This is a genomic window from Streptomyces glaucescens (assembly GCF_000761215.1).
In the GTDB taxonomy this organism is placed as follows: Bacteria; Actinomycetota; Actinomycetes; order Streptomycetales; family Streptomycetaceae; genus Streptomyces; species Streptomyces glaucescens_B.
The window spans coordinates 1,902,008-1,922,137 of sequence record NZ_CP009438.1 but is presented as its reverse complement, the minus strand read 5'-3'; the positions used below and the strand labels follow the sequence as shown (position 1 = coordinate 1,922,137).

The window sequence follows — 20,130 nt, the reverse complement described above, 5'->3', positions numbered from 1 at the left end:
AATGAAGATCAGCATCCGCAGAAGCAGGCGCGCTGCCATCGCCGTCGCCCTGGGCTCCGTTCTCGCGCTCACCACCACCGCCTGCGGCGACGACGGCAGCGGCGGGGGCGGCGGCGAGGGCGCCGAGGGCAGCGGCAAGGGCAAGATCGTCTTCTGGGACAACAACGGCGGTGTGCGCACCGACATCTGGAAGGAGATCATCGCCGACTTCGAGAAGGCCCACCCGGACATCGACGTCGAGTACGTCGGCATCTCCTCCACCGAGTACCAGTCCAAGGTCGACACCGCCATCCAGGGCGGCGGGCTGCCCGACGTCGGCGGGGTCGGCGCGGCCATGCTCGCCGGGTTCTCCGCCCAGGGCGCGCTGGAGCCGCTGGACGACCGGCTCGCCGGGTCCCCGCTGAACGGCAAGCTCAACGAGGACATGCTGACGTCCATGAAGGCCGCGGGCGGCGGCGACGGCACCCTGTACTCCGTCCCGACCTCCGCGAACAACGGTGTGCTGTACTACCGCACCGACCTGTTCGAGAAGGCGGGCCTGCAGGCGCCGACCACCTGGGAGGCCTTCTTCACGGCGGCGAACGAGCTGACCGACGTGAAGAGGAACCGGTTCGGGTACACCATCCGCGGCGGCGCCGGCTCCATCGCGCAGGCCCTGGACGCGATGTACGGGCAGAGCGGGATCACCTCGTTCTGGGAGGGCGACAAGACCACCGTCAACGACCCGAGGAACATCGCCGCGCTGGAGAAGTACGCGGCGCTGTACAAGAAGGTCACGCCCTCCGCCGACCTCAACAACGACTTCACCAAGATGGTCGCCCAGTGGGACTCCGGCACCATCGGCATGCTCAACCACAACCTGGGCTCCTACCAGGACCACGTGAAGGCGTTCGGCGTCGGCAAGTTCCGGGGCATCCCGCAGCCGACCGGCCCCGGCGGCAAGCGGGTCCAGGTGTCCAACCCGGTGGACGGGCTGGGACTGTTCAAAAACTCCAAGAACAAGGAAGCCGCCTGGAAGTTCATCGAGTTCGCGCTCTCCCACGAGGAGAACTCGAAGTTCAACGAGTCGGCGGGGCAGGTGCCGGCGAACATGGACGCGGCGAAGGACCCCTGGGTCGCGAAGGCCGAGCCGACGAAGCTGGCCGCTCAGGTGCTGAGCGACGGGTCCACGACCATCGTCCAGCTGCCGTACTACCTGCCGGACTGGAACACCATCTCGAAGGCGGAGAACGAGCCGAACTTCCAGAAGGTGCTGCTGGGGACCATGTCGGCGAAGAAGTTCCTGGACGGGCTGGCCGAGCAGCTGAACGAGGCCCAGGCCGAGTGGAAGCAGCGCAACCAGTAGGCCGCCGGGTTCGCCTTGGGGCGGTCCGTGCCGCGCGGGCCGCGGGCCGTCCCTGGTTTCCTCGTGCGGTTCCCCGCGTGCCCCCTGTCAGCTCATCAGCAGTTCGAAAGGCGCCCCCGTGTCCATTTCCCGCAGGCAGGTCGCTTCGGCGCTGGCCGCCGCTCCGCTCGCGCTCTCCGTCGACGGTGCCGCGCAGGCATCGGAAGGGCGGCACCGCCGGGTGATCCACATCGCCGGGGACTCGACCGCCGCGCAGAAGTACGCGGACGCGGCGCCGGAGACCGGCTGGGGGATGGCGTTCCCCTTCTTCCTGCACAAGGACCGGCCGGTCGCGAACCACGCGGTGAACGGCCGCAGTTCGAAGAGCTTCGTGGAAGAGGGCCGGCTCGACGTGATCCTCGGCCGGATCCGGCCGGGCGACGTGCTGATCGTCCAGTTCGGCCACAACGACCAGAAGAGCGGTGACCCCGCCCGGTACACCGAGCCGTGGACGACCTACCAGGACCACCTGCGGCTGTACCTCGACGGCGCCCGCGCCCGGGGGGCCCGGCCGGTGCTGGCCACCTCCGTGGAGCGGCGCAGGTTCGACGCGCAGGGCAGGGCGCTGCCGAGCCACGGCGAGTACCCGGCGGCGATGCGCGCGCTCGCCCGGGAGGAGGGCGTGGCGCTGCTGGACGTGCAGGCGCTGTCGCTCGCGCTGTGGCAGGAGCTGGGCGCCGAGGAAACCAAGAGGTACTTCAACTGGACGGCGTCCGAGCAGGACAACACGCACTTCGACCCGCCTGGTGCGATCGCCGTGGCGCGGCTGGTGGTGCGGGAGCTGCTGCGCACGCGGGTGCTGGGCCCGCGGGACGTGCGCCGGCTCGACGAGGAAATCCCCGAGTCGTGGATCGAGTGGCCGCCGGCCGCCGTCTGAATCCATTCCACTGTCGAGAGAGAGCCGCACCATGAACACACAGAACTGGCATGCCCATGCCATAAGAACGGCCGTGCGGAGCGTCGCCCTCACCGGGTGCGTCGCGCTGGTCCTCGGCGTCACCGGGACCGCCACCGCCCACCCCGGGTCCCGCGACCCCGGCCGCCAGGTGCTGGCCGCCGGCGACGGCTGGGCCTCCGCGGGCACCGGCACCACCGGCGGAGCGGCCGCCGACGCCGCGCACGTCCACACCGTGACGACCTGGGACGAGTTCCGGGCCGCCCTGGCGGACGGCGGCACCGCGCCCCGGATCATCAAGGTCAAGGGCATGATCGACGCCGTGTCCGAGGGCTGCGACGCCTTCGCCGCCGAGGGCTACGACTTCCAGCGCTACCTCGCGGACTACGACCCGGCCGTCTGGGGCAACGACAAGCCCGTCAGCGGCGAGCAGGAGGATCTGCGGGCCGCGTCGGCCGCCCGCCAGGACAAGGCCATCAAGGCGAACGTCCCGGCCGACACCACCATCATCGGCGTCGGCCGCAACTCCGGGATCCTCGGCGGCAGCCTCCAAATCCGCGGCGTCGACAACGTCATCATCCGCAACCTCACCATCGAGGCCCCGGTCGACTGCTTCCCGCAGTGGGACCCGACCGACGACAACGGGACCGGCGCCTGGAACTCCGAGTACGACGGCGTGGTCGTGTACGGCTCCACCCACGTGTGGATCGACCACAACACGCTCACCGACGGCCGCCACCCCGACAGCGCCCTGCCGAGCTACTTCGGCAAGGTCTACCAGCAGCACGACGGACTGGTCGACGTGGTGCGCGGCGGCGACCTCGTCACCGTCTCGTGGAACTCCTTCCGGGACCACGACAAGACCATGCTCATCGGCAACAGCGACAGCGCGGGGGCGACCGACACGGGCAAACTCCGGGTCACCCTCCACCACAACCGCTTCGAGGGCATCGTCGAGCGGGCGCCACGCGTCCGGTTCGGGCAGGTCGACTCGTACAACAACCACTTCGTGGTCACCAAGGGCCAGAAGTTCGGCTACGTCTTCGGCATCGGCGCCCACTCCCGGCTGCACGCCACCCACAACGCCTTCTCCCTGGCACCCGGCGTCAGCACCGGCAAGGTGCTGAAGAAGTGGAGCGAGGCGCCGCTCACCGCCGAGCACAACTACGTCAACGGCAAGCCCACCGACCTGATCGCCGTCCACAACGCGCAGATCCCCGCCGAGACCCTCCAGTCCGGCGCCGGCTGGACGCCCACCCTGCGCACCCGGGTCGACCACCCCCGGGCCGTCCCCGCCCTCGTCGACCACCGCGCGGGCGCCGGACGCGTCCGCTGACATCCCCGCCCGGCCGGGGGCCGGAGCGCGCCGCCGCACCGGTCCCCGGCCGCACCCCCAAGGAGCACCGCATGCCCTCGCCCCACCTCCCCCCGTCCCGGCGCGGCTTGCTGACGGCGAGCGCCGGCGCGGTCGCCGCGCTCGCCGTCACCGCGCTCCCCGCACGGGCGGCGGGCGGGCCCCGCCCGTTCGGCCGGTACGGTTCCCCGGCCGCCCGCCTCACCCCGGGCACCCTGTACGTCGACCCGCACGGCCGGGGCGACTTCACCACCGTGCAGGCCGCCGTGACCGCCGCCGACGGCAACGGCCGCACCCTCGTCCTGGCCCCCGGCGTCTACCGGGAGACCGTCTCCGTCGACGCCGGCCGCACCGGGATGACCTGGATCGGCGCCGGCCACGGCCCGCGCGACGTGGTGATCGTGTACGACAACGCGGCCGGCACCCCCAAGCCCGGCGGCGGCACCCACGGCACCAGCGGATCGGCCACCACCACCGTCCGCGCCGACGGCTTCACCGCCCACCGGATCACCTTCGCCAACGACTGGCTGCGCGCCGGCCACCCGGGCACCTCCGGCACCCAGGCCGTCGCCATCAAGGTGACGGGCGACCGCTCCGCCTTCCACCACTGCCGTTTCCTCGGCCACCAGGACACCCTCTACGCCGACACCGCCGCGCTGGGCGTCTTCGCCCGCCAGTACTTCTCCCGCTGCTACGTCGAGGGCGACGTCGACTTCGTCTTCGGCCGGGCCACCGCCGTCTTCGAGCACTGCCGCTTCCACACCCTGAACCGCACCGACCTGGCCGCAGCCCCGTACGGCTTCGTCTTCGCCCCGTCGACCGCGGGACCCAACCCGCGCGGCTTCCTCGTCACCCGCAGCCGGATCAGCAGCGAGGCGCCCGACGGGTACTACAAGCTGGCCCGCCCCTGGGTGCCCAGCTCCGACCCGACCGCCCGGCCGTCCCTCGTGGTCCGCGACACCTGGCTCGGCACCGGCATCGACGCGGTCACGCCCTACGCCAGCATGTCGGACGCCTTCCCGTGGCAGGAGCAGCGGTTCACCGAGTACCGCAATCTGGGCCCCGGCGCCCGGATCACCGTCCCGGAGAACCGGCCGCGGCTGACCGCCGCCCAGGCGGGCGAGCACACCAGGCGCGCGTACCTCGGCGACTGGCGGCCGGATGCCTGAGCCGCCGCCGGCGCTCAAGGAGGAACTGACCTTCCCGCTCGCCTGGGGCAACTCGCCCGTCCGCGACTTCGGCGCGTGGCGGCGGGCCGCCCGTGCCACGGTCGAGGCGCACCTGCTGGTCGGCCGGCAGGACGGGACGCCGTACGCCCCCGAGTACGGCGGGCGGGAGGAAGGGGACGGGTACACGCGGGAGCTGGTGACCCTCTCCCTCACCCGCTACGAACGCGTCCGCGGCGTTCTGCTCACCCCGCACGGGCGCGGGCCGTTCCCGGCGGTGCTGCTGCTGCACGACCACGGGTCCAGGTTCGACATCGGCAAGGAGAAACTGGTCCGGCCCTGGTACGACGACACCCGGCTGGCCTCCGCGCGGGAGTGGGCGCGGCGCTGCTTCGGCGGGCGGTTCGTCGGCGACGAGCTGGCCCGGCGCGGCCACGTCGTGCTGTGCCTGGACGCACCGGGCTGGGGCGACCGGGGGCCGCTCGCGTACGGGCAGCAGCAGGCGCTGGCCGCGCACTTCTACCAGCTCGGGTCGTCCCTCGCCGGGCTCATGGCGCGGGAGGACGCCCGCGCCGCCGCGTTCCTGGCCGGACTCGACCGGGTCGACGGCCGCCGGGTGGCCGCCCTCGGCTTCTCGATGGGCGGTTACCGGGCCTGGCAGACGGCCGCGCTCGGCGACCACCTCGCCGCCGCGGCGAGCGTGTGCTGGATGACCGGCCTGAAGGAGATGCTGGTGCCCGGCGACAACGCGCTGCGCGGACAGTCGGCCTACTACACGCTCCATCCGGGACTCGCCCGGCACCTCGACCTGCCCGACGTCGCGAGCATCGCCGCGCCCAGGCCGATGCTCTTCCTCCACGGCGGCCGGGACCCCCTGTTCCGCGCCGAGGGGGTACGGGCGGCCCACGACAAGCTGCGCGCCGTGTGGCGGTTCCACGGCGCCGAGGAGCGGCTGCGGCTGAGGACGTGGCCGGACCTCGGCCACGTCTTCAGCGGCCGCATGCAGGACGAGGTGTTCGCCTGGCTCGACGACGTGCTGTGAGGCGCACCTCCGTACCGGGCGCGGCGGCCCCCGCGCGCCCGCCCGGGTGGGCGAACGCCCCCGCCGGTCGTCACCGGCGGGGGCGTTCCTGGTGCCGGGCGAGGGGGGCTCGCACCGGCACCGGCGACCGGACCGAGGGGGGCTCGGACCGGTGGCTGGGGGCCTACCGGTAGGTGAGGTCCGAGGCGGTGTAGCGGCAGTGCGTGCCGTCCGGGCCGGTGCCCAGCTCCTTCGGCTCCTTGCCGGTGTCGTTGCCCTGGAAGCGGGTGCACGGCTTGATCTTCTTGCCGCTGTCACCGTGGATGCGCACGTTGCGCAGGGAGGCCGTCTCACCGAAGTTGGCGTTGATGCCGACGATCGACTTGCCGGGCGCGGTGACGTCGACGTCGTCGACGATCACCTGGCGGTTCTTGTACTGCGTCGAGCAGTTGCCGCAAGTGCGCACCAGCTTGCCGAAGTCCGAGACCTGGAACTTGGTCACGACCAGCTTGCCCGCGCCGTTGAACTGGAAGACCTTGTCGTCGGCCTTCCGCGCGCCGCCGCCGTACACGGTGTACACGGCCGAGGCCGACTTGCCCTTGAAGGTGGCGGCGTCCTCGCCGACGTCCTCCCACCACACGTTCTGCAGCGTGCAACTGCCCGTGCAGTGGATGCCGTCGGCCGCCGGGGCACCGAGGATGACGTTCTTCAGCACCGCGCCGTCGGCGAGCTTGAACAGCGGGTCCTGGCCCTCGTCCTGCCCGGTGCCGCCGAGTTCGCCGGTGCCGTAGAAGCGCTTGTAGCCGCCGTCGTACGTCCCCGAGACGGGGATGGTGCTGCTGACGGCCTTGGGTCCCTTGGCCGTCGGCCACGAGGACGCGGCGCCCGCGGAGGACAGCATCGTCGTGGTGACGATCGCCGCCCCGGTGAGGCCCAGGGCGGCGGCGCCGGCGATCGCCGCGCGTCGTTTCGTGACGCGGCGGCGGTGGCGGACGCGCTGTTCGGCTCGTGCTGTCATGCCATTCCTTGCGTGGGAGGGAAACCTTGCGTCTCCTGGTCGCCACCGCCGGGGAAAGGGTTGCCGCGTCATCGGAATTTTTTTCACGGCTCCCCGCGCGGGGCGAAGTCGCCCGCCACGGACAGCTCCTCGGACCCGCTGCGGGCCGTCGCCGCGTAGCTGTCGTCCCCGGCGTCCCGGCCGCCGCGCTCATGGTCGTACTGTCCCGCGAACACCCACTCGCCCGCCGGCACCGTACGGCCCTCCTTCAGCCGCCAGGTGTAGACGAGGAACCCGTCCTCCTCGCCGACCGTCAGCTCGAAGTCGTCCTCCGGCAGCGACCGCCAGGCGCCCGTGGCGGACACCCCGCCGGTCTGCGCCACCCGCAGCAGGACGACCAGCTCCGTCAGTTGCCCCCGGGTCTTCAGCGTGACGTTGCTCTGCGCCCAGAACTCGTTGCTGTGCGGGTCCACCGAGCCGTCCGACCAGAGCGGGCCGTCCTCGACGTCACCACCGGCCGGCGGCCGCGGGGGCGCCGACGACGGGCTGCCGGAGGGCGGCGCCGTCGTCGACGGCACGGCGGGCTCCTCCCGCCGTGTGGGCGGGGCGCTCGGCGTCGGGTCCGCGGGGAGGACGGGCGGCCTGCCGGTCGCCTCCGGTGACGGGGCGGGCGTCGACGTGACCGCGACCGTGCCCTGCGGGGGAGCGTGGTCCGACTTCACGGCGGACGCCACCGCGTACCCGCCCACCGCGAGCACGCCCGCGACGGCGGCGGTGGCCCCGGCCACCCGCAGCCAGCCGGACACCGGGGGCCGGGTGGCCCGGTGAGCGGCCGGGCGGGCCTCCTCGGCCATGCCGCGCTCGATCCTGGCCAGCATGCGCGCCCGGTCCGGCTGATGGGCCTCGGCCGCCTCCCGCAGCCGGGCGCGCAGCTCCTCGTGCACGTCCCGCCGCATCATCGGTCCCTTCCCGCGGCCTGGCCGGTCCGCGCCATCGCCGCACGCACCCGCCGTGAAGCCTGCTGTGTGCCGAGCAGTCTCTGCAGCTCGGCGATTCCCTTGGAGGTCTGGCTCTTCACCGTACCCACCGACACACCCAGGGCCAGGGCGGTGTCCTTCTCCGAGAGGTCGAAGGCGTGCCGCAGCACCACACAGGCCCGCTTGCGGAACGGCAGCCGGCGCAGCGCGTCCTGGACGTCGACGACACCCGCGACGTCCGGGTTCTCGGTCCTCTCCTCGCGCTGCGACCAGAACAGGGCGATCCTGCGCCGCTCGCGCACCGCGCCGCGGATCCGGGTGCGGGCCAGATTGGCCACGACCCCGCGCGCGTACGCCACCGGGTGGTCGGCCGCGCGCACCCGGTCCCAGCGGTGCCACAGCGCCAGCAGGGCGTCCGCCGCGATGTCGTCGGCGGCGTCCGCCTCACCCGTCAGCAGGTGGGCCAGGCGGGCCAGTTCGGCGTAGTGCCGCTCGAAGAAGGCATGGAACTCCACGGAGGCGGCGTCGTCGACGACTGTGCCCACGGGCGGTCTCCTCGTAGCGATTCCCCGGCGTCGAACAGCCGTACGCCAGGACGAGACCCGGAACTGTACCAGCGGGTCGTACGAGGTTTCGAATGCCGTGTGGCGGACCGAACTTCCCTCACGGGGAACGGAGAAGGCCCGCGGGCCGGCCGCCGCCGCCCGTGCTCAGTCCTCCAGCGCGGCCCGCATCACGGCCTTGGCCACCGGTGCGGCGAGCCCGTTGCCGCTGACCTCCGAACGCGCCGCGTCCGACTGCTCGACCACCACCGCCACGGCGACCTTCTCGCCCGAGGTGTCCGACTCGGCGAAGGAGGTGAACCAGGCGTACGGCGTCTTGCTGTTGTTCTCGCCGTGCTGGGCGGTGCCCGTCTTGCCGCCGACCGTGGCGCCGGGGAACCGCGCGTTCGTCCCGGTGCCCTCCTCGACGACCGTCCGCATCGCCGACCGCAGCTGCTCGGCCGTCTCCGGGCTGACGATCTCCTTGACGGCGGGGTCGTCGTCGTAGTCCTCCAGCACTTCGCCGTCCTGGCCGGTGATCCGCGACACCATGTGCGGCGCGACGAGCTTGCCGTCGTTGGCCAGGGCCGCCGACACCATGGCGATCTGCAGCGGCGTCGCGGTGACGTCGAACTGGCCGATGCCGGACAGGGCCGTCTGCGCCTCGTCCATGTCCCGGGGGTACACGCTCTCGTACGCGCGCACCGGGACGTCCTGCTCGGCGTCGTTGAAGCCGAACCGCTCCGCCATCGCGCGGACCTCGTCCTGGCCGAGGTCGACGGCCAGCTTGCCGAAGACGTTGTTGCACGAGTACTGGAGCGCGACGCGCAGCGACGCGTTCGCGCAGGGCGCGTCCGGGTTCTCGTTGGTCAGGTTCCTGGAGGACAGCGGCAGCGGGTAGGGGTCCGGGCTGTCCGTGGGCGCGTCCACCGAGGAGACCAGCCCGTCCTCCAGCGCCGCCGCCGCGACCACCAGCTTGAAGGTGGAGCCCGGCGGCAGCGGCTGGCGCAGCGCCCGGTTGGTCATCGGCTTGTCCTCGTCCCCGGTGAGCCGCGTCCACGCCTCGGAGTCGCCGGTGGTGATGCGCGACGGGTCGTACGACGGGGTGGAGACGACCGCCAGGATCCGTCCGGTCGCGGGGTCGACGGCGACGGCGGCGCCCTTCTTGTCGCCCAGCGCCTCGTACGCCGCCCGCTGCACCCCGGGGTCGATCGTGGTGATCACGTCACCGGGGTCGGAGCGCCCGTTGGTGACCGTGTCCAGCACCGACTTCAGTCGCGGGTCCGTGCCGTCCAGCAGGTCCTGGTAGACGCCCTCCAGCTGGGTGGCGCCGAAGGCCTGCGAGCTGTAGCCGGTCACCGCCGCGTAGAGCGCGCCGTCCTTGTACGTCCGCTTGTACCCGAGGTCCCCGCTCTTCGTCCGCGCCGAGCCGGTGACCGCCTCGCCGCCCACGACGATGTCGCCGAGCGGTTCGCTGTACTGCTCGATGACGTTCCGCCGGTTGTTCTTGTCGTCCGCCAGCGCCTGGCCCTCGTAGAACTGCACCCAGGTCGCCCTCACCAGCAGGGCGAGCACCAGGAGCAGCGCGAAGACCGACGCGCGCCTGATCGTCTTGTTCATGACGTCCGGACAGACGAGCGGAAGCGGCAGAAACGTTCCCTTCCATCCGTTTTCTCATCCGGTCCTCAGAAAGCCCGCCTCGTACGCCGCGATCACCGCCTGTGTGCGGTCCCGCACGCCCACCTTCGCCAGGACCGCCGCCACGTGCGACTTCACCGTGGCCGGGCCGACGTCCATGCGCCGGGCGATCTCCGCGTTGGTCAGCCCGCCCGCCATGTGCCGCAGCACCTCGCTCTCCCGGGCCGTGAGCCGCGCCACCCACGCCGGGGGCGCGGGGTGCGCCCGCGCGTGCCGCAGCGCCAGCTCCCGCACGGCCGACGGGAACAGCAGGGTGTCGCTGTGCGCCACCAGCCGGACCGCCTGCACCAGCGCGTCCGCGTCCGCCCGCTTCAGCAGGAACCCGGCGGCGCCGGCGCGCAGCGCGTCGTACACGTACGAGTCGTTCTCGAAGGTCGTCACGACCACGATCCGGGGCGGCCCGGCCAGGGTGGCGAGGATCTGCTCGGTGGCCCGGATCCCGTCGACCCCGGGCATCCGGACGTCCATCAGGACGACGTCCGGCCGCAGCTCACGCACCACCGACACCGCCTCGGCGCCGGTCGCCGCCTCGCCGACGACCTCCAGGTCCGGTTCGGCGGCGAGGATGGCGCGCAGCGCGGTGCGCACCATCCGCTCGTCGTCGGCGACGACGACGCGCACGGGGGAAGGGACGGTCATAGGGGTCCTCTCACGCGGGGTCCTTCATCGGCAGACGTACGCGCAGCCGCCACATCCCGCCGGCCGGGCCCGCCTCCGAGGTGCCGCCCAGCAGCCGGGCCCGGTCGGCGATGCCGCGCAGCCCGTGCCCGCCTCCCGGGCGGCACGGGGCGGACCCGGTCAGCGGGTTCTCGACGGTGATCTCCAGCCGGTCGCCGGCCCGCGCCACCCGCAGCGCCACCCCGTGGTCCGCGCCGTCACCGGGGCCGCCGTGCCGCAGGGCGTTGCTCAGCCCCTCCTGCACGATGCGGTACGCCTCGCGGGACAGCAGCGGCGGCAGCGCGGCCGGGTCCACGCCCAGCTCGCAGCGCACCCGCAGGCCGCCCGCGCGGGTGCGGCGCAGCAGACCGCCGAGATCGGCGTCCAGGGTGGGCGCGGGAGCCGTACCGGGTGTGTCGCCGTCCCGCAGCACGCCCAGCACCGCGTCCAGTTCGCCCACCGTGCGCCGGGTGGTGTCCTCGATCGCGGCCAGCGCCTCGCGCACGAACTCCGGGTCGCTGTCCAGCACCCGGCGGGCGGCGCTCGCCTGGAGGGTGACCGCGCTGAGCGCGTGGCCGACGGAGTCGTGCAGCTCGCGGGCGAGCCGGTTGCGCACGGCCAGGTCGGCGGCGCGCCGCTCGGCGGCGGCCAGCCGGTCCTCGGGCGCCGGGCCGAGCAGCGCGGGCGCCCAGCGGGCGAGCAGCGCACCGCAGCCGGCCGCGCAGGCCGCCAGCGCCAGCAGCGACGCCACGCCCACGGCCGGCGCCAGCGCGTACACCCAGGTGTGGTCGAGGGACGCGGGCAGGTCGACCGCGTCGGCGTGGAACCGGGCGAGGGCCGGCAGCAGGATCAGGAAGACGGCGAACGGCGGCAGCGCCAGCGACATCCCGGAGATGATCCCGCCCAGCCCGAGATGCAGGGTGAACCAGGCGGCCGTACGCCCCTTGGCGGCCCGGGAGCGGGCGGGGCCGTAGGCGAGCAGGTCCGGAGCCACCCCGCACAGCCAGCGCACCGCGCCGGACTCCAGGGGCCGGGTGAGCGGGAACAGCGCGGTGACGGCGGCGAGCGGCAGTCCGACGGCGAACGAGGCCAGTTGCAGGAACAGGTCCTGGAAGACGTACCGGGCGTCCACGGCGGGCCCGACGACGAGCTGGCCGACGAACACGTACGGCATGGCGAGCGCGCCGCCGAGGATCAGATGGATCCAGCGCCGGCGCGCCCGCCGTCCGAACAGTGCCCGGGGGAACGCCCTCACGCCGTGGGCCGGCCGGTCGCCGCCGCGCGCGCGACGAGGAAGCGGACGGCAAGGCCCGCGACGAGTATGCCGACGATCATGCCGCCAGCGTAGGTGACGTTCATCAGCGGCGTGGGCCGTCCGGCGGCGCTCCCCGCGGCGACCAGCGAGGCCACCGCCTGCCACCCCGACCAGCAGGCCACGGCCGCCGAGGAGATCCAGGCGAGGGTGAGCGGCACCGCGACCGGCAGCGCGGGCCCGCGCCGGAAGGCGAGCGTCAGCGCGGCGGCGACGGCGACCGCGACGAAGAGCGCGGACTGGGCCTCCACGACGTGGAAGCCGCCGGCCCGGCCGGCGACCAGGTCGTCGTCGAGCCCGACGGTGCCGCCGCAGGCCCACAGCAGGTGCGCGGTCAGCGGCGGCACGGCGAGGACGGCGGCGGTGACGGCGGCGGTCCGCTGGGCCCCGGTGCCGAGGACGGCCCGCGACTGGTCCCACACCCGGCCCTGCCACAGGTGGCCCCAGCGGTCCCGGGCGTAGAGCGCGAACAGCGTCCCGAGGGCGAGGCCCTGCACGATGAAACCGCCGTAGACGACCGCGAACACCCAGCTGTGCAGGAAGGGTTCGCCCCCGTCACCGGTCGTGTCGCCGCCGCCGAACGCGCCGACGAGGAGCTGCACCGGGAAGCCCGTCATGATCGGGGTGAGCAGCCCGGTCGCCACCCACACCGGCACCGCCAGGAGCCACGCGGGCAGCCGCCGGCCCCACGGCCTGGTCAGCACCAGCGCCAGCACGATCACGCACGCGTCCATCAGGACGGTGACGCCGTTGGCCACGGCCACGGCGGTGCGGTGCTCCAGCAGCACACTGCCGTCCGGGATCCCGAGCCGGCTCCCGGCGATCCAGGCGGCCTTGAGACTCAGGTACGGCAGGCACGAGACGACGGCGACGGCCCGCAGCATCCTGCGGGCACGGCCGGTGGTGGCGGGGGAGCTGCCGGTCCGCGCGGAGACGGCGACTGTCTGCGTCATGCCCCCACGCTCCCGCGCGGACCCGGTGGCGCACGTCCTGCCCCGCGACGATCCGCCTCCGCCGCGCGGGGGAGGACGCCCCGGCTCAGCCCTCCAGCTTCAGGACGACCTCGTCGATCTCCTCGCCCCGCGCCTGCGCGTACCCCCGCTCCCGGGCGCGCACCCGGAAACCGCACCGCTCCAGCACGCGCAGCGACCCCGTGTTGTCGGCCGCCGCGCGGGCGTACAGCGGGCGCTCGGGGACCTCGGCGAGCAGGGCGCGCAGGGCGGCCGTGGCCACCCCGCGGCCCCAGTGGGCGCGGTCCACCCAGTAGGTGACCTCGCGTTCGCCGGGGGCGCCGTAGACCGCCGCGTTGCCCACCACGTCACCGTCGAGCAGCACCGTGCGGGCGTGCACGTCGGCGGAGGAGCGTATTGCCTGCCACCGGGCCGTGAAGGCGTCCCAGTCGGCCGGGTCCGCCGGGGTGAACGCGGCCATCCGCAGCGACTCGGGGTCGTTGAGCTGCCGGTAGAAGACGGGCAGGTCGCTGTCGTGGACCGGGCGGAGTGCGAGCTGCACGGTCAGAGCCTCCGGGTCGCCAGGGTCAGCCGGTCGCGCGCGTCGAACAGCGCGTCCTTGACCATCTGTTCGTGGGCGGGGGTGAGCCGGGCCACCGGGATCGAGCAGCTGATCGCGTCGCGGGCCGGGGTGCGGTAGGGGATCGCCACGCCGAAGCAGCGCAGGCCCAGGGTGTTCTCCTCGCGGTCGACCGCGTAGCCCTGCTCGCGGACCTGGTGCAGCTCCGCTATGAGCTTCTCCCGGTCGGTGATGGTGTGCTCGGTGAGCGCGGGCAGCGTCTCCGGGAGCAGCTTGCGGACCTGCTCGTCGCTGTAGGTGCTCAGCAGCGCCTTGCCGAGGGAGGTCGAGTGGGCGGGCAGGCGCCGGCCGACGCGGGTGAAGGGGCGCAGATAGTGCTGGGACTGACGGGTGGCCAGGTAGACCACGTTGGTGCCGTCGAGGCGGGCCAGGTGGATGGTCTCGGTGGTGTCGTCGGAGAGCCGGTCCAGGGTCGGCCGGGCGACCGCGACCACCTCGTCGCCGTCGATGTAGGAGGTGCCGACCAGCAGCGCCCGCACGCCGATGCCGTACCGGGTGCCGGTCGCGTCGGTCTCCACCCAGCCGAGTTCGACGAGCGTGCGCAGCAGCATGTAGAGGCTGGACTTGGGGTACCCCACGGCCTCCTGGACCGACGCCAGGGAGTGCATGCCGGGGCGGGCCGCGAAGTACTCCAGCAGCTCCACCGTCCGCACCGCCGACTTGACCTGCGCTCCGCCGCCCGTCTCGCCTGCCGACATCGCCCTTGACCCCTTCGTTGGACGGGAAATAGTCTCTCGATCGTTCATCATCAGAGACAGTGTTCAGTATATCGAACGCCCCTGCCGGGCGGGAGACACACTGGGAGGGACCCGTGGTGGCAGCAGCACCAGTCTGGAGTGTCGACCCCCGTACCGGGAAGCAGCGGGAACAGGTTGCGGTCGAGGCCACAGCCCAGGACGTGGACGCCGCCGTCCGCGCCGCCCACGAGGCCCGCGGTGCCCTCGCCGACCGCGCCGTGCGCGCCGCCTTCCTGCGCACCGCCGCCGACCGCCTCGACGCCGCCAAGGACCGGCTCGTCGAGACCGCCGACGCCGAGACCGCGCTCGGCCCGGTCCGGCTCACCGGCGAACTCGCCCGCACCTGCTACCAGCTGCGCGCCTTCGCGGACATCGTCGACGAGGGCGCCTACCTCGACGTCGTCATCAACCACCCCGACGACACCGCCACCCCGCCCATCCCCGACCTGCGGCGCTACAAGGTGCCCCTCGGCGTCGTCGCCGTCTACTCCGCCTCCAACTTCCCCTTTGCCTTCTCCGTCCCGGGCGGCGACACCGCGAGCGCGTTCGCCGCGGGCTGCCCCGTCGTCGTCAAGGCCCACCCCGACCACCCGGCCCTGTCCGAGCAGGTCGCCGAGGTGCTGCGGGAGGCCGCCGCCGAGCACGGCGTCCCGGCGGGCGTGCTGGGCCTGGTGCACGGCTTCCAGGCGGGCATCGAACTGATCGGGCACCCGCTGGTCGCCGCCGCCGGGTTCACCGGTTCCGTACGCGGCGGGCGGGCCCTCTTCGACGCGGCCGCCGCCCGCCCCGTCCCCATCCCCTTCCACGGCGAGCTGGGCTCCCTCAACCCCGTCCTGGTCACCGAGGCCGCGGCGGCCGAGCGCCCCGAGGCCATCGGCACCGGGCTCGCCGGGTCCATGACGCTCGGCGCCGGCCAGTTCTGCGTGAAGCCCGGACTCGTCCTCGCGCCCGACGGCGACGCGGGTGACCGGCTCGTCAAGTCCCTCACCGACGCGGTGGGCGCCGTCGACGCCGGAGTGCTGCTCGACCACCGGATGCGGGACAACTTCGTCGCCGGGGTCGCCGAGCGGGCCCGGCTCCCCGAGGTCGAGGCGCCGGTGCGGCCGGGCCCGGGCGGGGAGCACACCGTGAGCCCCGGCTTCCTGACCGTGCCCGCCGCGAAGCTGGCCCGGGAGGGCGAGCACGACCTGCTGCTGGAGGAGTGCTTCGGGCCGGTGACGGTCGTCGCCCGCTACCGGGACGCCGACGAGGCCAAGGCGGTGCTGTCCCGCCTGCCCGGCAACCTCACGGCCACCGTGCACCTGTCCGCCGAGGAGGCCGCGGGCGGGGGACGCGGCGCGGAGCTGCTCGCCGAGCTCACGCCGCTGGCCGGGCGCGTGCTGGTGAACGGATGGCCCACGGGGGTCGCCGTCGCGCCGGCGCAGCACCACGGCGGGCCCTACCCCGCCACGACGTCCACGTCCACGTCGGTGGGCGGCACCGCCATCGAACGGTGGCTGCGGCCCGTCGTCTACCAGGGGACCCCCGAGGCGCTGCTCCCCGCCGAGCTGCGCGACGACAATCCGCTCGGGCTGCCCCGGCGGGTCGACGGGGTGCTGGAGCGGTAGGGCCCTTCTTCCGGATCAGGCCGGCCCCGGGCGACCGCACCACCTGGCCGACCCGGGGCCCGCGACGCCGGGATGACCCGAACGACAGGCCCCTGGCGTCCGAGGCGCGCGCCGGGCTCCGGGAGAATGTGACGATGGACCTGGACATACCCGAACTCCCCTTCCCCCTCCGCAGCTACGGCCCCGACGGGAACTGGTCGTACGAGGACGGGGTGCTCACCGGTTGGGCCGGGCCCCGGCAGGACCGGTTCGTGCCGCCCGTCGGGGAGGCGCTGGAGCCGGCCTCCGACGCGCCCCGGCTGCTGGGCGCGCCGGAGGGGGACTTCCGGCTGATCGCGCGGGTGACCGTCGGGTTCGGCGCGGCGTTCGACGCCGGCGTGCTCTACGTCCACGTCGGCGACCGGGCGTGGGCCAAGCTGTGCCTGGAGTACTCCCCGGACGTGCCCACCGTCTGCACGGTGGTCACCCGGGGGCACTCCGACGACGCCAACTCCTTCGCCGTGGAAGGGAGTTCGATCTGGCTCCGGGTGAGCCGCACCGGCCGCGCCTTCGCCTTCCACGCGTCCCGGGACGGCGAGCGGTGGACGTTCGTGCGGCTGTTCACGCTGGCCGGCGAGAAGGAGACCGGGGCCGCCCTGGTCGGGTTCATGACGCAGTCACCGCTCGGAGAGGGCTGCGTGGTGACGTACGACCACATCGCGTTCCGGCCCGGCTGGCCCGACGACCTGCGCGACGGCAGCTGACCGGACGGCCGGGACGGCGGCCGGACGGGTGGCCGGACGGACGGCCGGCCCGCCGCCCGAGGCAGCGGCGGGCCGGCCGGGAATGAATCCCGCCGGTTGAAGGTTCACCTACCTTCGCGGAGGGAGTCTCCGTACCCGGACCGGAACAGCTGGAGAGCCGAGAGACATGCGCGTCGAGATCTGGAGCGACATCGCCTGCCCCTGGTGCTACGTGGGCAAGGCCCGCTTCGAGAAGGCGCTGGCGGCCTTCCCGCACCGCGACGAGATCGAGGTGGTGCACCGCTCCTTCGAACTGGACCCGGGGCGCCCCAAGGGCGACACCGGTCCGGTCGTCCCGATGATCGCGAGCAAGTACGGGATCTCCGAGGAGCAGGCCCAGGCCGCCGAGGACAACCTGGGCGTCCAGGCCGCCGCCGAGGGCCTGGCCTACCGCACCCGCGGCCGGGACCACGGCAGCACCTTCGACATGCACCGCCTGCTCCACCACGCCAAGCAGTACGGCCGCCAGGGCGAGCTGATCCAGCTGATGTACGAGGCCAACTTCGCCGAGGAGCGGTCCGTCTTCGACGACACCGAGCGGCTGGTCGAGATCGCCGCCGCCGCGGGACTGGACGCCGACGAGGCCCGCGCGGTGCTCGCCGACCCCGACGCCTACGCCGCCGAGGTGCGCGCCGACGAACAGGAGGCCGCGCGGCTCGGCGCCACCGGCGTGCCGTTCTTCGTCCTCGACCGCCAGTACGGCATCTCCGGCGCGCAGCCCGCCGAGGTCTTCGCCCAGGCCCTCGACCAGGCGTGGGGCGAGCGCTCGCCGCTGCGGCTGCTCGACGACGGCCCGGCGGACGCGTGCGGCCCGGACGGCTGCGCGGTGCCCCAGCCGTCGTGACGGCGGACGGAACCGCAGCTCGGAGCCGATGCATAAGCAGGGCTTAGGGAAACCGGGCAAAAATTCGCAATGGACGAGAGACGGTCCGGGCACCACAGTGGAGCCATGAAGATCTCCGGGAGCGCCTTCGACGACCTGGCCCGTGCCGAGTTCACCCCGACGTCCACCTTCCTGAACACCGCGAGCAACGGACTGCTGCCGGCCCGTGCCGTCACCGCCCTGCACGAGGCGGCACGGCTGCGGGCCGAGGGCAGGCCGCTGACGTCGCTCTACGAGGACGTCGAGGCGTGCCGGGCCGCGTACGCCCGGCTGGCCGGGGTGCCGGCCGGCCGGGTCGCCCTGGGCGCGTCCGTCGCCGCGCACACCGGGCTGATCGCCGCCTCCCTGCCCGCCGGCGCCGAGGTCCTCACCGCGGAGGGCGACTTCACCTCGGTGCTGAACGCGTTCCACGTCCGCGGCGACCTCAAGGTCCGCACGGTCCCGCTGGAGCGCATCGCCGAGTCCGTCCGCCCCGGCACCGCGCTCGTCGCGGTCAGCGCCGTCCAGTCGGCCGACGGGCGGATTGCCGACCTGCCCGCCCTGCGCGAGGCCGCCCGCGCCCACGGGGCCCGCACCTACGTCGACTTCTCCCAGTCGGCCGGCTGGCTGCCGATGGACGCGGGCGCCCACGACTTCAGCGCCGCCGTCTCCTTCAAGTGGCTGCTCGGCCCGCACGGCGCGGCCTTCCTCGTCGTCCCGGAGGACTTCGGCGGCCTGACCCCGCTGCTCGCGGGCTGGGTCGCGGGGGAGAGGCCCTGGGAGAGCACCTACGGGCCGGTCGCCGAGTACGCCCACAGCGCCCGGCGGTTCGACCTCACCCACGCCCTGTTCACCTTCGCCGGGCTGCGCCGTTCGCTCGACCTGATCGAGGAACTGGGCGTGGCCGCCGTGCACGCCCACGACGTGGCGCTCGCCGACCGGTTCCGGGCCGGGCTCGCCTCGCTCGGCCACCAGCCGGTGCCCGCCCCCGGGTCCGCGATCGTCTCCGTGCCCGGCCTGGGCTCGCGCCAGCCGCGGCTGAGCGAGGCGGGCATCGAGGTGTCCGACCGCGCGGGCAACCTGCGCGCGGCCTTCCACCTGTACAACACGGCCGCGGAGGTGGACCGGCTGCTGGACGCGCTGGCCGGCTGACCGGACACGGGAGCGGGCGGTGTCCCGGGGACACCGCCCGCTCCCGTATGCCGCCTCATGCCCGGCGCGCGGTCACCGCACCGGAGTGAAGTCGCGCGCTCCGATGAACTCGGGCCGCCGCACCGGCGCCGCGAACGGCTCGACCGCCGTGTTCTCCACGCTGTTGAACACGATGAAGACGTTGCTGCGCGGGAACGGCGTGATGTTGTCGCCGGAGCCGTGCATCGCGTTGCAGTCGAACCAGGTCGCCGAACCGGCCTTGCCGGTGAACAGCCGGATGCCGTGCTCGGAGGCCAGCTTGGTCAGAGCCTCGTCGGAGGGTGTGCCCGCGTCCTGCATCTGGAGCGACTTCTTGTAGTTGTCCTTCGGCGTGGCGCCCGCACAGCCGAGGAACGTCCTGTGCGAGCCGGGCATGATCATCAGCCCGCCGTTGGTGTCGTGATTCTCGGTCAGCGCGATCGAGACGGACACCGTCCGCATGTTCGGCAGCCCGTCCTCGGCGTGCCAGGTCTCGAAGTCGGAGTGCCAGTAGAAGCCGCTCGCGCCGAAGCCGGGCTTGACGTTGATCCGCGACTGGTGGACGTAGACGTCCGAGCCCAGGATCTGCCGGGCGCGGCCGACCACTCGCTCGTCGCGCACCAGGTCCGCGAACACCTCGCTGATCCGGTGCACCTCGAAGACGGAGCGGATCTCGTCCGACTTCGGCTCCACGACGGAACGCTCGTCGGCGCGGATCGCCGGGTCCGCGACCAGCCGCTCCAGCTCCCGCCGGTAGACCGCCACCTCGTCCTCGGAGATCAGCTCGTCGACGGCGAGGAACCCGTCGCGCTCGAACGACTCCAGTCCGGCGGGGTCGATCGGGCCGGGCGCGTCGGGCGCGCTCCACACGACCGGGTCCTGGCGCGGCACCAGCACCTCGCTGGTGCCCCGGGTGGGGTAGAGGTCGGTGACGGTGGCGGTCGTGCTCGTCGTGGTGGTCATGGTCATGGTGATCACACCTCCTCGGGCTCGGTGAGCAGGGGGTAGACGCCGTTCTCGTCGTGGTCCTCCCGCCCGGTGACCGGCGGGTTGAACACGCAGATGCAGCGGAAGTCCTCCTTGACCTTGAGCGTGTGCCGCTCGTGGCCGTCCAGGAGGTACATGGTCCCGGGCGTGATGGTGTGGCTCCGCCCGGTCTCGTGGTCGGTCAGCTCGGCCTCGCCCTCGACGCAGACCACGGCCTCGATGTGGTTGGCGTACCACATCGACGTCTCGGTGCCCGCGTAGAGGATCGTCTCGTGGAGGGAGAAGCCGACCCTCTCCTTGGCGAGGACGATGCGCTTGCTCTCCCAGGTCCCCGACGCGGCCTTCACATGCCGGTCGGTGCCTTCGATCTCCTTGAAAGAACGGACGATCAT

The 20,130-nt window shown here is 73.3% G+C and carries 20 protein-coding genes; 9 read left to right on the top strand and 11 right to left on the bottom strand.

The annotated features are described in order from the left end of the window. The first annotated feature begins 1 nt into the window (after position 1). The 5 genes from SGLAU_RS08310 (at position 2) to SGLAU_RS08290 (ending at position 5,841) form a co-directional block, all read left to right on the top strand. A complete protein-coding gene (locus tag SGLAU_RS08310) occupies positions 2 to 1,345 on the top strand; it encodes an ABC transporter substrate-binding protein (protein WP_043499731.1) in 1,344 nt (447 codons plus the stop codon). Between the two features lie 118 nt (positions 1,346 to 1,463). Continuing rightward, positions 1,464 to 2,261 (top strand): rhamnogalacturonan acetylesterase, encoded by a 798-nt coding sequence (locus SGLAU_RS08305; protein WP_043499728.1) that lies wholly within the window; start codon positions 1,464 to 1,466, stop codon positions 2,259 to 2,261. Positions 2,262 to 2,292: 31 nt separating this feature from the next. Further along, positions 2,293 to 3,615 (top strand): polysaccharide lyase family 1 protein, encoded by a 1,323-nt coding sequence (locus SGLAU_RS08300; RefSeq protein ID WP_043499726.1) that lies wholly within the window; start codon positions 2,293 to 2,295, stop codon positions 3,613 to 3,615. Between the two features lie 71 nt (positions 3,616 to 3,686). Continuing rightward, on the top strand, positions 3,687 to 4,802 hold the full coding sequence (locus SGLAU_RS08295; RefSeq protein WP_043499724.1) for a pectinesterase family protein: 1,116 nt from the start codon (positions 3,687 to 3,689) through the stop codon (positions 4,800 to 4,802). Next, on the top strand, positions 4,795 to 5,841 hold the full coding sequence (locus SGLAU_RS08290; protein WP_043499722.1) for a dienelactone hydrolase family protein: 1,047 nt from the start codon (positions 4,795 to 4,797) through the stop codon (positions 5,839 to 5,841). The genes SGLAU_RS08295 and SGLAU_RS08290 overlap by 8 nt, the downstream gene beginning before the upstream one ends. Positions 5,842 to 6,004: 163 nt before the next feature. On the opposite strand, the gene SGLAU_RS08285 is transcribed toward SGLAU_RS08290, so the two are convergent. From SGLAU_RS08285 to SGLAU_RS08245, 9 genes are all read right to left on the bottom strand, one after another. Next, positions 6,005 to 6,838: a pectate lyase gene (locus SGLAU_RS08285; RefSeq protein WP_043499720.1), complete on the bottom strand. Its 834-nt coding sequence runs from the start codon at positions 6,836 to 6,838 to the stop codon at positions 6,005 to 6,007. An 83-nt stretch (positions 6,839 to 6,921) separates the two neighbouring features. Continuing rightward, positions 6,922 to 7,776 (bottom strand): hypothetical protein, encoded by an 855-nt coding sequence (locus SGLAU_RS08280; protein ID WP_208868895.1) that lies wholly within the window; start codon positions 7,774 to 7,776, stop codon positions 6,922 to 6,924. Continuing rightward, on the bottom strand, positions 7,773 to 8,339 hold the full coding sequence (locus SGLAU_RS08275; protein WP_043499716.1) for a SigE family RNA polymerase sigma factor: 567 nt from the start codon (positions 8,337 to 8,339) through the stop codon (positions 7,773 to 7,775). Before SGLAU_RS08275 ends, SGLAU_RS08280 begins: the two co-directional genes overlap by 4 nt. A gap of 165 nt (positions 8,340 to 8,504) precedes the next feature. Next, positions 8,505 to 9,956, bottom strand: a complete 1,452-nt coding sequence (locus SGLAU_RS08270; RefSeq protein WP_043499715.1) for a peptidoglycan D,D-transpeptidase FtsI family protein — start codon at positions 9,954 to 9,956, stop codon at positions 8,505 to 8,507. 54 nt (positions 9,957 to 10,010) lie between these two features. Beyond that, the gene (locus tag SGLAU_RS08265; protein ID WP_043499714.1) at positions 10,011 to 10,673 is read right to left on the bottom strand and encodes a response regulator transcription factor; all 663 of its coding nucleotides are present in this window, start codon (positions 10,671 to 10,673) and stop codon (positions 10,011 to 10,013) included. Positions 10,674 to 10,683: 10 nt separating this feature from the next. Beyond that, positions 10,684 to 11,946 (bottom strand): sensor histidine kinase, encoded by a 1,263-nt coding sequence (locus SGLAU_RS08260; protein ID WP_043499713.1) that lies wholly within the window; start codon positions 11,944 to 11,946, stop codon positions 10,684 to 10,686. Continuing rightward, positions 11,943 to 12,956 carry a hypothetical protein gene (locus SGLAU_RS08255; RefSeq protein ID WP_043499711.1) on the bottom strand — a complete coding sequence of 338 codons (1,014 nt, stop codon included), beginning with the start codon at positions 12,954 to 12,956 and terminating at the stop codon, positions 11,943 to 11,945. The genes SGLAU_RS08260 and SGLAU_RS08255 overlap by 4 nt, the downstream gene beginning before the upstream one ends. A gap of 85 nt (positions 12,957 to 13,041) precedes the next feature. Beyond that, positions 13,042 to 13,515, bottom strand: coding sequence for a GNAT family N-acetyltransferase (locus SGLAU_RS08250; protein ID WP_043499708.1), 474 nt, complete (start codon positions 13,513 to 13,515; stop codon positions 13,042 to 13,044). A 2-nt stretch (positions 13,516 to 13,517) separates the two neighbouring features. Continuing rightward, positions 13,518 to 14,291, bottom strand: a complete 774-nt coding sequence (locus tag SGLAU_RS08245) for an IclR family transcriptional regulator (RefSeq protein ID WP_043499706.1) — start codon at positions 14,289 to 14,291, stop codon at positions 13,518 to 13,520. Positions 14,292 to 14,407: 116 nt separating this feature from the next. Between SGLAU_RS08245 and SGLAU_RS08240 the strand changes: the two genes are divergently transcribed. From SGLAU_RS08240 to SGLAU_RS08225, 4 genes are all read left to right on the top strand, one after another. Continuing rightward, a complete protein-coding gene (locus SGLAU_RS08240; protein ID WP_078957638.1) occupies positions 14,408 to 15,937 on the top strand; it encodes an aldehyde dehydrogenase (NADP(+)) in 1,530 nt (509 codons plus the stop codon). 134 nt (positions 15,938 to 16,071) lie between these two features. Further along, a complete protein-coding gene (locus SGLAU_RS08235; protein WP_043499701.1) occupies positions 16,072 to 16,680 on the top strand; it encodes a DUF1349 domain-containing protein in 609 nt (202 codons plus the stop codon). Positions 16,681 to 16,846: 166 nt separating this feature from the next. Continuing rightward, entirely contained in the window at positions 16,847 to 17,563 is a 717-nt protein-coding gene (locus SGLAU_RS08230) for a DsbA family oxidoreductase (protein WP_043499699.1), read from the top strand. Between the two features lie 105 nt (positions 17,564 to 17,668). Then, entirely contained in the window at positions 17,669 to 18,733 is a 1,065-nt protein-coding gene (locus SGLAU_RS08225) for an aminotransferase class V-fold PLP-dependent enzyme (protein WP_043499697.1), read from the top strand. A 72-nt stretch (positions 18,734 to 18,805) separates the two neighbouring features. Here the strand turns inward: SGLAU_RS08225 and thpD are convergent, their stop codons facing one another. Both thpD and SGLAU_RS08215 read right to left on the bottom strand, forming a co-directional pair. Further along, on the bottom strand, positions 18,806 to 19,714 hold the full coding sequence (gene thpD, locus SGLAU_RS08220) for an ectoine hydroxylase (RefSeq protein ID WP_208868980.1): 909 nt from the start codon (positions 19,712 to 19,714) through the stop codon (positions 18,806 to 18,808). A gap of 11 nt (positions 19,715 to 19,725) precedes the next feature. Beyond that, positions 19,726 to 20,130 carry an ectoine synthase gene (locus SGLAU_RS08215; protein WP_043499694.1) on the bottom strand — a complete coding sequence of 135 codons (405 nt, stop codon included), beginning with the start codon at positions 20,128 to 20,130 and terminating at the stop codon, positions 19,726 to 19,728.

Coding starts and splice junctions, on each gene's coding strand:
- SGLAU_RS08310 (WP_043499731.1), top strand. CDS start 2: ATGAAGATCAGCATCCGCAGAAGCAGGCGCGCTGCCATCGCCGTCGCC.
- SGLAU_RS08300 (WP_043499726.1), top strand. CDS start 2,293: ATGAACACACAGAACTGGCATGCCCATGCCATAAGAACGGCCGTGCGG.
- SGLAU_RS08295 (WP_043499724.1), top strand. CDS start 3,687: ATGCCCTCGCCCCACCTCCCCCCGTCCCGGCGCGGCTTGCTGACGGCG.
- SGLAU_RS08290 (WP_043499722.1), top strand. CDS start 4,795: ATGCCTGAGCCGCCGCCGGCGCTCAAGGAGGAACTGACCTTCCCGCTC.
- SGLAU_RS08285 (WP_043499720.1), bottom strand. CDS start 6,838: ATGACAGCACGAGCCGAACAGCGCGTCCGCCACCGCCGCCGCGTCACG.
- SGLAU_RS08280 (WP_208868895.1), bottom strand. CDS start 7,776: ATGATGCGGCGGGACGTGCACGAGGAGCTGCGCGCCCGGCTGCGGGAG.
- SGLAU_RS08270 (WP_043499715.1), bottom strand. CDS start 9,956: ATGAACAAGACGATCAGGCGCGCGTCGGTCTTCGCGCTGCTCCTGGTG.
- SGLAU_RS08265 (WP_043499714.1), bottom strand. CDS start 10,673: ATGACCGTCCCTTCCCCCGTGCGCGTCGTCGTCGCCGACGACGAGCGG.
- SGLAU_RS08255 (WP_043499711.1), bottom strand. CDS start 12,956: ATGACGCAGACAGTCGCCGTCTCCGCGCGGACCGGCAGCTCCCCCGCC.
- SGLAU_RS08245 (WP_043499706.1), bottom strand. CDS start 14,291: ATGTCGGCAGGCGAGACGGGCGGCGGAGCGCAGGTCAAGTCGGCGGTG.
- SGLAU_RS08235 (WP_043499701.1), top strand. CDS start 16,072: ATGGACCTGGACATACCCGAACTCCCCTTCCCCCTCCGCAGCTACGGC.
- SGLAU_RS08230 (WP_043499699.1), top strand. CDS start 16,847: ATGCGCGTCGAGATCTGGAGCGACATCGCCTGCCCCTGGTGCTACGTG.
- SGLAU_RS08225 (WP_043499697.1), top strand. CDS start 17,669: ATGAAGATCTCCGGGAGCGCCTTCGACGACCTGGCCCGTGCCGAGTTC.
- thpD (WP_208868980.1), bottom strand. CDS start 19,714: ATGACCACCACGACGAGCACGACCGCCACCGTCACCGACCTCTACCCC.
- SGLAU_RS08215 (WP_043499694.1), bottom strand. CDS start 20,130: ATGATCGTCCGTTCTTTCAAGGAGATCGAAGGCACCGACCGGCATGTG.